The following is a 13,285-nucleotide window of genomic DNA, read 5'->3' on the forward strand; positions in this document are numbered from 1 at the left end:
CAGCTTATTGAAATAAGATTCAATAAGCTGTTCTTTTATTTAAAATAAACCTCTACGGCTTTTTATTGCCGTTTTTACCAGTAAACTCTATTAATTATATAAGTTCAAATTGTTCAAAATGATGATTCAAATGCTTTCTTTCTAATAAATACGATTCATATTTATTTAATTCACCAAAAACTAAGTTTTTCAATTTTGCTTCTGGATGTTCTTTAAAATACTCAATATATTTTTTACGTTGTGCTTTAAATTTCTCAATTGCAGTTTCTAAATCTGGATGTTCTAAATCGTCTAAGGTATCTTTTTCTAACTGAGGAAACTGAGAGTTTTTTGGGAACTTCTCATAGTTGTATAAGCTTGCATGCACTTTCTCTAAATATTTTTCTGGTGTAGCAATTTCAAAATCCTGAATCTCACCTGAAGCAATTTTATAAGTATATTCCAAATGCTCAATCATGTGTTGCGGCGTCATAATTCCCCATTTTGGCTTCATGTTTTCTTTTAATTTTGAAAGACATTCAGATATTTTTTCTTCTGTCATTTCAACAAAAACCTCTTGTTTTTTTTGAACCATCGTCAGAATAGTTGCTACTGCTACTAACGGATTATCTTTATCCGTCTTATCTTTTTCTGGCCTGTTTTCAAAATTAGCATCAAACACCTCTACATGCCATTTTACAATACCACTAGGATGTTCTGCCGAAGCCACATCTCTATCTACTTTTTCTTTACAGGTTAAACGCACATAAATGGTATCGTTATGATATAATGGTCGTAAAAAACGAATACTATCTAAACCATAATTTGCTGCAACTGGTCCTTTATTTGGATACACAAATAATCCTGCTGCTGCCGAAATTATAAAATAGCCATGCGCTGTTCTTTTCTCAAAAATACTGCCATCCAAGGATGTAATATCTGTATGTGCATAGAAATGATCCCAAGTCAGGTTTGCAAAATTAATAATATCGGTATCTGTAAATGTTCGCTTATGTGTTTTTAGCGACATGCCTGGTTGAATGTCTTCCCAATGGTATTTAAATGGATGATTTTCTGCCTCTTTATACTTTGCGTTTTGCTGATAAATTCCTGTGATTTCTGTCAAAGTTGTTGGCGAACCTTGTATGGCTGTACGTTGTAAATAATGTTTAATACCTCGCATACCTCCCATTTCTTCGCCTCCACCAGCACGTCCTGGACCACCGTGAACTAAATATGGTAATGGCGAACCATGACCTGTACTTTCTTTTGCCATATCGCGATTAATGACTAAAATACGTCCATGATGAGAGGCTGCATTTACAACATAATCTGTTGCTAGCTTGTCGTTGTAAGTTGCAATAGACGATACTAAAGAGCCTTTACCCATTTGAGCCAATGTAACAGCTTCATCTAAGTTTTTGTAAGGCATAATGGTACTTACCGGACCAAAGGCTTCTGTTTCATGAACAGCTAAATTGGTAAATGGGTTGTCTTCACGAAGTAAAATCGGACTTAAAAAAGCTCCTTTTTCCGCATCTGCTCCAATGGTTTCAATTTTATCTAAATCGCCATATACAATACGAGCTGTTTTGGCCAATTCTTGTACACGATCTCGAACTTCAGTAACTTGATCTTTACTTACTAAAGCACCCATTCTAACTTCTTTTAGTCGTGGATCTCCAATAGTTATTTTCCCTAAAGCTTTTCCTAAGGCAATCTGAACATCTTCAACCAGATTCTGTGGCACAATAATTCTGCGAATTGCGGTACACTTCTGACCGCATTTTACAGTCATTTCATTTCTTACCTCTTTAATAAAAAGATCAAATTCTGGTGTTCCCGGTACGGCATCTTCACCCAAAACGGAAGCGTTTAAAGAGTCTGCTTCCATATTAAATGGTACAGATTCTTGAATGATGCGTTTATGTGATTTTAACAATCTACCGGTTGTTGCAGAACCTGTAAAGGTTACGACATCTTGAGACTCTACGGTATCTAGAATGGTTCTTGCAGAACCAGTAATTAATTGCAATGCTCCTTCTGGCAAAATACCGGAAGCAATTATTTCACGTACAACCGCTTCAGTTAAGAAAGAGGTGTTAGTTGCCGGTTTTACCACAGCAGGAACGCCTGCCATCCAGTTACTTGCACATTTTTCTAACATGCCCCAAACTGGGAAGTTAAAGGCATTAATATGAACGGCAACTCCACGTTTTGGAACCATAATATGATGTGCCATAAAACGGCCACCACGAGATAAATCGATTGGATCGCCTTCTACGTGATAAGACTGATTTGGAAAAAGTTTACGCAAAGACGCATTAGCGAATAAGTTTCCAAAACCTCCTTCAATATCTATCCAGCTATCAACTTTTGTAGCTCCAGTTCTATAGCTTATTTCGTAAAAAGTAGCTTTCTTTTTCATTAGATAAAGCGCTAAACTTTTCAACATGTTGCCGCGTTCTTGAAAGGTCATTTTCCTTAGTTTCTCGCCACCTTTTGTTCTTCCGTATTGAAGAATTTCACCAAAGTCTAAACCTTCTGTATCTGAAAGTGCTACAATCTCTCCGGTTATGGCATCAAACATTGGAACTCCCTCGCCTTTACCTTCTCTCCATTGTCCTGTAACGTAATTTTGTATTTTTTTCATCAATAAATTTATTTATCGTTTCCGTGAAAACGGAAATCTATTTATGTTCTTTCGATCTAATTCCAATAAAATAGAAATCTTTCGAAGTAACATTATTTTTATTTGGGCGTTACCTAAAGGTCGGGCTTTCCGTTATATCTTTTTTATTTGTTCTCGATACAAAATTGCAAAAAAGCAATTTTACTCGAACTGACATAAAAAAGGATGCCACTTCAATCCCTAACGCACTTACTTGCTATGTTATTTACCTTTCTCAAAGTAGGAACCTATTTGCAATGAGATTCCTGTCTGCGCAGGTATTTAGACATTTTCAATTATCGCTGCATAACCTTGTCCAACACCAATACACATGGTTACCAATGCGTACTTTTTACCAGTTTCCTTTAGCTCTAAAGCTGCAGAATACGTGGTTCTTGCTCCGGTAGCACCTAATGGATGACCAATAGCAATGGCGCCTCCATTTGGATTTAATCTCGGATCATCGTCTTTTAATCCCCAAGCACGTGTACAAGCTAAGGCCTGAGCTGCAAAAGCTTCGTTGAGCTCGATTACGTCCATATCGTCCATAGTTAATCCTGCTTTTTTTAAGGCTTTATTAGAAGCTTCCACAGGACCTATTCCCATAATTCTAGGTTCTACCCCAACTACTGCAGAACTTACAATTCTTGCTAAGGGTTTTAAATTGTATTTTTTTACAGCATCTTCTGAAGCGATGATTGTTGCTGCTGCACCATCATTTAATCCTGATGAATTTCCTGCAGTTACGCTTCCGCCTTCTTTTTTAAAGGCCGCTCTTAATTTTCCTAAAACTTCTAAAGAGGTTGTTGGTTTTACAAATTCGTCTTTTGAAAATAAGATTGGGGCTTTTTTACGTTGCGGAATTTCTACAGTTACAATTTCTTTTGCTAAGCGTCCATTTTCTTGTGCTTTGGCAGCTTTCATCTGACTCCAATAAGCAAATTTATCTTGGTCTTCACGAGAAATATTGTATTTCTCCACAAGATTTTCAGCTGTTTGCCCCATGCCATCGGTTCCGAACATTTTTTCCATTTTCGGATTAATAAAACGCCATCCGAAACTAGAATCGTACATCTTGGCGTCTGTTCCAAAACCTTTAGAAGGCTTTGCTATTACGTAAGGTCCACGAGTCATATTTTCGACACCTCCAGAAATAAATAAATCGCCATCTCCAGCTTTAATCGCTCTGTTGGCATGAATGATAGCCGATAATCCAGAACTACACAATCTATTAACCGTTTCTCCGGGAACTGTAAATGGCAATCCTGCTAAAAGTGACGCCATTCTAGCCACATTCCGATTGTCCTCTCCGGCCTGATTGGCACAACCCATTATCACATCATCATAAGCATCGCTTGGAATGTTTGGGTTTCGTTTTACAATTTCTTTAATAACTAAAGCGCCTAAATCGTCCGTTCTAACAGCCGATAAAGTGCCTTGATAATTTCCTATTGGTGTTCTAATTCCGTCTATAATATATGCTTCCATAGTATTGCCCACGAAAGTGGGTATCTTTTTAATTACATTCCCACGAAAATAGGAATTGTATGGTTTGAAATTTTTATTTATACTTAAGAAACTTGTTTGCTAAAGTTTGTGACTTAAGTTTGTGTTGGTTTTATTTACTCAAAGATTCCTGCTTTAACAGGAAATGATTAATTCAACAATGCAGAAAAGGTATCTCCATTTCTAATATCTCCCGTTCTAAAACCTTTCATAAACCACTCCATGCGCTGCTCAGAGGTTCCGTGTGTAAAACTGTCTGAATTTACACTACCTCTTGTTCGTTTTTGAATGGCATCATCTCCAACTGCGTTGGCGGCACTTAAGGCTTCCTCGATATCTCCTTCTTGTAAATATTTTCTATTGTGATGTGCCCATACGCCTGCATAAAAATCGGCTTGCAACTCTTGTGCAACCGACAATTTATTAGCCTGAACTTCTCCAGATTGTTGTTGTAATTGTCTTACTTTTTGCGATGTTCCTGTTATGGTTTGTATGTGATGGCCTATTTCGTGCGCAGTCACGTAAGCAATGGCAAAATCCCCCCCTTTGGCTCCGAATCGGGTTTTTAGTTCATTAAAAAAAACTAAATCCATATATACTTTTTGATCGGCAGGACAATAGAATGGTCCAGATGCTGAACTGGCATTTCCGCAAGCTGTTGAAACAGCATTTGTAAATAATACCATTTTTGGTTCTTTATAATTTCCGAGATTATTTTCTCTAAAAATTTTGCTCCAAACGTCTTCGGTATCTGCTAAAATAGTCGCCATAAAATCTCCCATTTCCTTTTCTTCGCTGGTCAATTCGCGTTGCTCCACTTGTTGTGTAGATTGGCCGCTATTTATTTGCTCTAAAATGGGTGCTATTTGCTGACCTGTTTCTCCTCCAAATAGTTGTAAAAGAATGACAACTACTGCAATTACTCCACCACCAGCAACTAACTTACCTTTGTTGCCCATACCACGACGGTCTTCAAGATTTCCACTTTTTCTTCTACCTTTCCATTTCATACTAATATTGTTTAATTTCTTAAGTTATTATATCTAATCCCGAAAACTCGGAATAAAAACTTCACAGAAAGTTAGTCATTTTCTTCCCAACTTTTACTTGTGCGATATACAACACCTTTAAAAAGCGCTACTAATTCTTCTCCTCTTTTAACTTCAATGATGTTGAAGCCCAGCTTATTCTTTACATTTTCTATAACCGATTCGGCAACTATATAATCTCCTTCATCAAGAGCTTCAATATGATTGATACTCGTTTCTATAGAAACCGCATATTTACCATGTGTGTTGGCTGCAAATCCAAAAGCTGTATCTGCCAATGAATAGCTAATGCCACCATGCGCTTTATTCATGCTGTTAAGCATGTCTTTTCTAATGGTCATTCCAACTTTGCATCGACCGATTTCACATTCGAGAATCTCGATGCCTAGCCATGTGCTGTAGGCGTCTTGGGATAGCATTTTATGTGGGATTTGTTCTGGTAGTAAAGGCATTAGTTCTTAGGGATTAGGGATTAGTTCGTTCTAAGGTTTTTCTTCTTAATGAAGACATCATTTTTGTTAATTCAGAAATTAATTTTCTATTCTCTTCATCTTTTTCAAAGCTAATATAAAATCTTCTTTTAGCTTTTGTACTACAACTCACACATTCATTTGCATTATAAATAGCATAATTTATATGCTTAACGAATTGAGCGTCTAAACCAGGATATCCTTCGGCAATATTTAAGGCTATGGAATCTGCCGCTCTCCTAAACTGCGATGAAAGCGCATAAAGTTCGTGATTTGGAAAATCCTTTACTAAAGCATCTACCACTTCTCCAAAATCCATAGCTTTTTGATAAACTTGTAGATCTTCAAATTTAAAATGATAGTTACTCTTCATATTAATTCCTTTTTCCTAATGCCTAATGCCTAACGCCATGTTAATTAAAAAACGTCTTATTTCCTTTGTTCATTCGTCGTAATAACGGACTACAACGGTATCTATCTTCGTGGTATTCATTATATAATTCATCCATTTTATCTACGCACCAATCGATTCCTTTTTCATCTGCCCAAGCTAATAAACCTTTTGGATAATTGACTCCTTTGGTCATAGCGTTGTCTATATCTTTGGCTGATGCTATGTTTAAAAATAGTGCGTCTGCTGCTTCGTTGATTAGCATTATTAGGATTCTGTTGAAAATTTGTTGTGATAATTTTTCATCTTGAGATTCTTCGCTGTCGCTCTGAATAACACGTTTTCCGTTTTCATCATAATCGTAATAGCCTTTACCAGATTTTCTACCTAAATAACCGGCTTCTGCAAAGCGTTTTTGTGTGAAAGCTGGTTTATATCTTGGATCGAAGTAGAAAGCTGTAAATACGGTTTCGGTTACGGTATAATTGACATCGTTTCCAATAAAGTCCATAAGCTCGAACGGCCCCATTCTAAAACCACCTGCTTCTTTCATAGCTGCATCAATCATGGCAAAGTCCGCTATACCTTCTTCATATATTCTAAGAGCTTCGCCGTAAAATGGTCTAGCTACACGGTTGACTATAAATCCAGGTGTGTCTTTTGCAACAGCTACCGTTTTTTTCCAATCGGAAATGGTTTGAATAGACTTTTCTAATACTTCTTTTGATGTTTGGATGGCAGGAATTACCTCAACCAATTTCATTAAAGGTGCTGGATTGAAAAAATGGATGCCTATACAACGTTCAGGTTTTTGAAGTGATGAAGCAATGGAAGCAATGGACAAGCTAGATGTGTTTGATGCGATAATACAATCGGTAGAAACATAGCTTTCTAATTCAGAAAATACTTTTTTCTTAACCTCTAAGCTTTCAACAATGGCTTCGATTGTCAGGTTTGAATCTGACAAGTCTTTTAATTTATCAACGTAAGAGATGTTAGATTGGATTCGTGATTTTTCAGTAGCATCAATACGTCCTTTTTCTACTAACCGTGCTAATATTTTTTCTAAAGCAGCTTTTGCTTTATCTAAAGCCGATTGATATGTATCGTATAATTTCACCTTACAACCAGCTGTAGCAGCAACTTGTGCGATACCACTTCCCATGGTTCCTGAACCTATTATTCCTACAAATTTAATTGTAGATTGCAGATTAACGATATTTGATTTTTGATTTTCACTCATACTAAATAATTGCAGATTGCAGATTAACGGTTTTTGATTTTTTTGAACATCATACAATTTACGGTTTTAGTTTTGTTGATGCTGTTTTAATACTGACAACGAATATGGAAATTAGTTCATCGTTTTCTTTCAGTAACTTCTCTAATTTATCCAAATCTAAGATAAGACTTGCTCCCTTCTGAATTTTTAAATTTATATACGATTCTCTTAGTTCTTTTAAACAAACTTTCATTTTATGTAAAAAATCTCTGGTAGATTCGCCACTTCTAGCTTCACCATAATTTAAAGCTACAGATGTAGAAGATCTAATTAATTGTTTTGCTAAATGTTCTGAAGCGAAAGATTTATCAATTTTCTTAGTTATCAATATCACATCTATTGCAAATTGTATTAATCTGTCTTCAAGTTGAATTGCTTTCATTATTTGTCCTATATTCAGAAATCAACAATCGTTAATCTTAAATCATTAATCACCTTCCTTTAAAGTTTGGCTTACGTTTTTCAATAAATGCTGCAACCCCTTCTTTATAATCTTCACTTTGTGCTGCTTCTATTTGTATTTTAGATTCTAACGCTAATTGTTGTTCTAATGTGTTTGTCATCGATTTGTTAAATAACTCTTTAATCAAACCAAGTGCTTTTGTTGGCATGTTTGCCAGTTTTAAAGCAAGCTTATTTGTTTCTTCTTCAAAACTGTCTAAAGGAATCATTTTATAAATCATTCCCATTCTTTCTGCCTCTTCTGCTGAAATCTTATCGCCCAACATAGCCAAAGCTTGTGCTTTTTGAAAACCAATTAGTCTTGGAAGAAAGTAAGTTCCTGCGCTATCTGGCACTAAACCAATTAAACTAAAGGCTTGAATAAAGCTTACTTTTTCATGCGCAACAACGATATCGCAAGCTAATGCAATATTTGCTCCTGCTCCTGCTGCCACACCGTTTATTGCTCCGATGATTGGTTTTTTAATGCTTCGGATTCGTGTAATGATGGGATTGTAGTGTTCTTCTAATATTTTTTTGAAGCCAGGATTTAATTCTGGATCTGTAACTTCTTTTAAATCTTGACCGGCACAAAATGCTTTTCCGTTTCCTGTTAGAATAATAGCTCTCACTTCGGAATTGTTTTCGCAATCATCCAAAATGCTTTGTAAACTTAAAGCCATGTCTCGATTGAAACTATTGAAGACTTCAGGTCTGTTTAATGTAATGGTTGCTATTTTGTTTTCTATTTTTAGTTGGATTGAGTTCATATATTCTTTATATTTTGTTGGTTCTCGATACAAAATTGCAAAAAAGCAATTTCATTCGAACTGACGAAAGCCTATTTTAAACATTTAAAATAATCGAATGGTTCTTGGCAATCATCGCATTGAAATTGGGCTTTACATGCTGTAGAACCAAACTGACTGACCATTTTTGTATTTGTGGATCCGCATTGTGGACATTTAACCAAACGTTTTCCATGTAGCAACACATCTTTATCGGCTTCTGCACCTAATGGCGCTGCTATTCCATAATCTTCAAGTGCTTTTCTACCTCTTGGGGTTATCCAATCGGTTGTCCATGCTGGGGCAAGAATCAGTTCGATTTCAGATTGATAACCTGCTTCTTTTAAAGCTGCTTTAATATCGTCTCCAATAACATCCATGGCAGGACAGCCACTGTAGGTTGGTGTAATTTGCACCTTAACCATATTGTTTTCAATAACAGCAGAACGAACCACACCCATATCCATAATAGATAGAACTGGAATTTCCGGATCGGAAACCTGTTCTAAGATTGGAATTAAAATGTTGTCTATGTTTTGTTCTGTTGTTGTCATGTTCACTTCCCGTGAAAACGGAATCTTATATTTTTTAATTTAAATATGATTGAGACTCTTCGGCTGCGCTCAGAGTGACATTTCGGTTTTACCATTCCATATTTGGATAAGCGCGTTGCATATATTGCAGTTCGGCTAGTAAATATCCCATATGTTCTGTGTGGATGCCTTGTTTTCCTCCTTTTTGAAAATATTTAGATTCTGGAATGGTCAGAGTTGACTCTTGTAAGACGTCTGCCACTTTTTGATAATAAGCTTCTTTTAATGTTGTAACATCTACACCTATTCCTTCTGCTACCATTTCTTTATCTGCATCGGTTTGATGGAATAACTCGTCTGTATAGGTCCATAAATCGTCTATAGCTGTCTGCATACGCTTATTACTTTCTTCGGTGCCATCTCCTAAACGCTTGATCCAATCTGTAGAAAAACGCTGGTGATAACTTACCTCTTTAAGCGATTTTGTTGCAATTGCAGATAAAGTTAAATCTTTACTTTTTTGTAATTCTGTCAAGAATAAAAAATGGTACACATCGAATAAAAACTGACGTCCCATAGTATAAGCGAAATCGGTATCAGGTTGCTCTACTAAAAGCACATTTAAATATTCACGTTCGTGACGCAGCATAGCAATATCATCTTCCGTTCGTTTATCACCTGCAACTTTTGCAGCATATTGATAATAACTGCGCACTTGACCAAATAAATCTAAAGAGATATTAGTACAGGCAATATCTGTTTCTAAACTTGGCCCATGTCCCGTTAAGGCTCCCATTCTTTGACCAAGAATCAGGCTGTTATCTGCTATTCCTAGAATGTAATTGTATAGGTTTTGTTTCATGTTTACTTCCCACGAAAGTGGAAATCTTTTTTAATTAAACATTTATTTTTTTATGAGATTCCTGCCTGCGCAGGAATTTTACATGTGCTTAACCTCATCAGGTAGTTCATAAAATGTAGGGTGACGATACACCTTATCTTGAGCTGGCTCAAACATTTCGCCATTATGCTCTGGATTGGATGCTGTGATATTTTTGCTTTCCACAACCCAAATGCTAACACCTTCGTTTCTTCTGGTATACACGTCTCTTGCATTTTCTAATGCCATATCTGCATCTGCCGCATGAAGACTACCAAAGTGTCTGTGTTCTAATCCGTTTTTACTTCTTACGAAGATTTCCCAAAGTGGCCAGTTTTTTGTTTTTGACATGTTATTGTTGATTGTTGACTGTTGATTGTTATTTGTTGATTCTAAAATCACAAATCGTTAATCTTTAATCATAAATTATTAAACTACTTGTTTTTCTTTTCTTTCTTGTTGTTTTTCAGCATAAGCCATAGCTGCATCTCTAACCCATTCGCCTCTTTCCCAAGCTCCAACACGTGCTTTCATGCGTTCTTTATTCATTGGTCCATGACCTTTAACGACTTGCCAAAACTCATCCCAGTCGATTTCTCCAAAATCATAACTTCCTTTTTCTTCATTCCATTTTAAATCCGGGTCTGGAATGCTCAATCCTAAAATATCGGCTTGTGGTACTGTCTGATCTATAAATTGCTGACGCAGATCGTCGTTAGACTTTCTTTTTAGTTTCCATTTCATGGATTGTTCTGTATGCACAGATTCGGCATCAGTAGGACCTAACATCATTAAAGATGGCCACCACCAACGATTTAAGGCATCTTGCGCCATGTCCTTTTGTTCTGGTGTTCCGTTAGAAAGTTTAAGCATGATTTCGTAGCCTTGTCTCTGATGAAAACTCTCTTCCTTACATACACGAACCATCGCTCTAGCGTAAGGGCCGAAAGAGGTATTGCACAATGGCACTTGATTTATAATGGCTGCTCCATCTACCAACCAGCCAATAGCACCCATATCTGCCCATGTTATTGTTGGGTAATTAAAAATGGATGAATATTTGGCTTTTCCTGAATGTAATTGCTCGTATAATTCATCTCGAGAAATCCCTAAGGTTTCGCAAGCGCTATACAAATATAAACCATGGCCTGCTTCGTCTTGAACTTTAGCCAAAAGAGCCACTTTACGTCTTAAAGAAGGCGCTCTGGTAATCCAATTCCCTTCTGGAAGCATGCCGACAACTTCGGAGTGCGCATGTTGAGATATTTGCCTGATATGCGTTTTACGGTACTTTTCTGGCATCCAATCTTTCGGTTCGATTTTTTCGTCTCTTGCGATACGTTCTTCGAATTGCTTTTCTAAATATTTTATTTGTTCTTCACTCATTGTTCTTGATTTAGAAACCTGTCTGGTTTTAAAAACTTAACAGGTTGGTGTTGACTTGCGTGTTAAGGATTACTCCTCCATTCTATTTTTTTTAAAAATACGAAATCGTGAATACTTCGTATTTGTAGCGACATCCTTTTTTTTAAAGGAATTTTACACATCAAAATCTACTACTACTTTATCTGATGTTGGTACTGCCTGACAACTAAGCACATAGTTTTGCTTGACTTCTTTATCTTCTAGCGCATAGTTGATTTTCATTTCAACAGAGCCTTCTTTTATCTGACATTTACAGGTGCTACAAACCCCACCTTTACAAGCAAAAGGCAAGTCGGCACCAGCACCAAGAGCTGCATCCAGAATATTGTCGTATTCTTTTGTCATAGTGAAATCGAATTCTTTTCCACCATCAATAATAGTTACTTTAGTCCCTTCTACATTTTGTTTGGATAAACGTTCTGCTCTTTCAATATCTTCGTCTGAAAGTCCTGTAACAAACAACTCAAAATGCACCAAATCTTTGGGTAATCCGGCGTCTATTAAATAATTACTCACATAATTTACCATTTTTTCTGGACCACATAAAAAGACTTCACTTGTATCTGGAATATCGATGAAGGTTCTTGTAAGCACCTGCATTTTTTCATCGTTAAATCTTCCGTTAAACAGTTCGATATCTCTTCGTTCTTTGGTTAAAAAATAATAAATTTCCAACCTCCCAAAATACGTGTTACGCAACTGCTCTAATTCCTCTTTAAAGATAATAGATTTTGCTGTTTTATTTACATAAAACAATTTACATGTTGCTTTGGGCTCAGTAGCAAGATGCGTTTTAATCATAGATAAAACAGGCGTAATACCACTACCGGCAGCAAAAAACAAATAATTCTTTGCTTTTTCTTTATTGCAGTCTACCCCAAAAGTTCCACTAGGCGTCATAACTTCTAGCATATCTCCAGTTTGTAACTCGTTATTTACGAATGCTGAAAATTTTCCGCCAGGAATTAATTTGACAGCTACTTTCCATTGCTTATCTAACGGACTTGAACATAATGAATACGACCTACGAACGTCTTCTCCATCAATTATTGCTTTTAAAGTCAGGTGTTGTCCTTGTCTAAATTTAAAGATGTCTTGAGATGTTTCTGGCACCTCAAAAGTAATAACCGAAGTGTCTTGGGTTTCTTTATATATATCTGCAACTTTTAAGTTGTAAAATTCAGCCATAGTTTTCTTATTCATATGAAACTAACACTTGTTAGTTTGGTTTACAAAATTACAAAATTAAATCTAAACTATTTGTTAATTCCATGAATGAGAACATCACTTAATTGAGCACTGAGTTTCTTAATACTTACAGCTTCTTTCTTTGGAATCCAAATGTATAAGGAGCGTAAGGTTGAAAGCATAGAAAACATCATAATTTCTGGGTTTTTATTAGCAATTTCATTATTTTTTATTCCATTTACTAAAATACTTCGGAAACTTTCCTCATACCCAGCTCGTAGACCTAAATAGTAATCCAATTGCTCTTCCAGGTGCATCCAATCGTTATTTAACGATGCCATCCCAAAAGTGTTTTTACTTGTTATAGATATATGAAGGGTAACAATCTCTTTTAATTTATCTATAGAAGATTTTTCTGAAGCCTTAATCTGCTCTATACCTTCTGTAAATTCCTCAGCCAGAGCAATAATTATTTCTTTAAGAATTTCCTGTTTGGAACTTATATGATTGTATAAACTTGCTGCTTTTATTCCCATAGAAGTAGCAATATCTCTCATGGTTACAGCACTATAACCTTTTTCCTTAAAGAGTTTGGCTGCTACATTTATAATTTCGTTTTTACGTGTTTCTTGTTTCATTGGCTACTAAGATACTGATAAATTATTCTATAAAATCTCTGGAT

14 protein-coding genes are annotated in these 13,285 nt (G+C 36.0%); all 14 read right to left on the reverse strand.

Features of this window, described 5'->3' with window-relative positions; all coding sequences use genetic code 11:
- Positions 1–94: 94 nt before the first annotated feature.
- The 14 genes from paaZ to OS191_RS14565 all read right to left on the reverse strand — a co-directional run bounded on the left by paaZ (position 95) and on the right by OS191_RS14565 (position 13,241).
- A complete protein-coding gene (gene paaZ / locus OS191_RS14500; protein ID WP_267156426.1) occupies positions 95–2,632 on the reverse strand; it encodes a phenylacetic acid degradation bifunctional protein PaaZ in 2,538 nt (845 codons plus the stop codon).
- Positions 2,633–2,932: 300 nt separating this feature from the next.
- A complete protein-coding gene (pcaF, locus tag OS191_RS14505; RefSeq protein WP_267156427.1) occupies positions 2,933–4,138 on the reverse strand; it encodes a 3-oxoadipyl-CoA thiolase in 1,206 nt (401 codons plus the stop codon).
- A 167-nt stretch (positions 4,139–4,305) separates the two neighbouring features.
- Entirely contained in the window at positions 4,306–5,166 is an 861-nt protein-coding gene (gene ypfJ, locus OS191_RS14510; protein WP_267149146.1) for a KPN_02809 family neutral zinc metallopeptidase, read from the reverse strand.
- A gap of 71 nt (positions 5,167–5,237) precedes the next feature.
- Positions 5,238–5,657: a PaaI family thioesterase gene (locus OS191_RS14515; protein WP_267156428.1), complete on the reverse strand. Its 420-nt coding sequence runs from the start codon at positions 5,655–5,657 to the stop codon at positions 5,238–5,240.
- Positions 5,658–5,670: 13 nt separating this feature from the next.
- Positions 5,671–6,048: a four helix bundle protein gene (locus OS191_RS14520; RefSeq protein ID WP_267156429.1), complete on the reverse strand. Its 378-nt coding sequence runs from the start codon at positions 6,046–6,048 to the stop codon at positions 5,671–5,673.
- Positions 6,049–6,088: 40 nt separating this feature from the next.
- Positions 6,089–7,309 carry a 3-hydroxyacyl-CoA dehydrogenase NAD-binding domain-containing protein gene (locus tag OS191_RS14525; protein WP_267156430.1) on the reverse strand — a complete coding sequence of 407 codons (1,221 nt, stop codon included), beginning with the start codon at positions 7,307–7,309 and terminating at the stop codon, positions 6,089–6,091.
- 58 nt (positions 7,310–7,367) lie between these two features.
- Positions 7,368–7,730: a four helix bundle protein gene (locus tag OS191_RS14530; protein ID WP_267156431.1), complete on the reverse strand. Its 363-nt coding sequence runs from the start codon at positions 7,728–7,730 to the stop codon at positions 7,368–7,370.
- A gap of 49 nt (positions 7,731–7,779) precedes the next feature.
- Entirely contained in the window at positions 7,780–8,559 is a 780-nt protein-coding gene (locus OS191_RS14535) for an enoyl-CoA hydratase-related protein (protein ID WP_267156432.1), read from the reverse strand.
- 71 nt (positions 8,560–8,630) lie between these two features.
- Positions 8,631–9,131: a 1,2-phenylacetyl-CoA epoxidase subunit PaaD gene (gene paaD, locus OS191_RS14540; RefSeq protein WP_267149152.1), complete on the reverse strand. Its 501-nt coding sequence runs from the start codon at positions 9,129–9,131 to the stop codon at positions 8,631–8,633.
- An 88-nt stretch (positions 9,132–9,219) separates the two neighbouring features.
- A complete protein-coding gene (paaC, locus tag OS191_RS14545) occupies positions 9,220–9,972 on the reverse strand; it encodes a 1,2-phenylacetyl-CoA epoxidase subunit PaaC (RefSeq protein WP_267149153.1) in 753 nt (250 codons plus the stop codon).
- Between the two features lie 78 nt (positions 9,973–10,050).
- Positions 10,051–10,341: a 1,2-phenylacetyl-CoA epoxidase subunit PaaB gene (paaB, locus tag OS191_RS14550; RefSeq protein ID WP_267149154.1), complete on the reverse strand. Its 291-nt coding sequence runs from the start codon at positions 10,339–10,341 to the stop codon at positions 10,051–10,053.
- Between the two features lie 78 nt (positions 10,342–10,419).
- Positions 10,420–11,376 carry a 1,2-phenylacetyl-CoA epoxidase subunit PaaA gene (paaA, locus tag OS191_RS14555; protein WP_323370151.1) on the reverse strand — a complete coding sequence of 319 codons (957 nt, stop codon included), beginning with the start codon at positions 11,374–11,376 and terminating at the stop codon, positions 10,420–10,422.
- 153 nt (positions 11,377–11,529) lie between these two features.
- On the reverse strand, positions 11,530–12,603 hold the full coding sequence (locus tag OS191_RS14560) for a 2Fe-2S iron-sulfur cluster-binding protein (protein WP_267149155.1): 1,074 nt from the start codon (positions 12,601–12,603) through the stop codon (positions 11,530–11,532).
- A gap of 68 nt (positions 12,604–12,671) precedes the next feature.
- Entirely contained in the window at positions 12,672–13,241 is a 570-nt protein-coding gene (locus OS191_RS14565) for a TetR/AcrR family transcriptional regulator (protein WP_267149156.1), read from the reverse strand.
- Positions 13,242–13,285 lie beyond the last annotated feature (44 nt).

It is taken from the genome of Xanthomarina sp. F2636L (genome assembly GCF_026410195.1).
Classification (GTDB): Bacteria; Bacteroidota; Bacteroidia; order Flavobacteriales; family Flavobacteriaceae; genus Xanthomarina.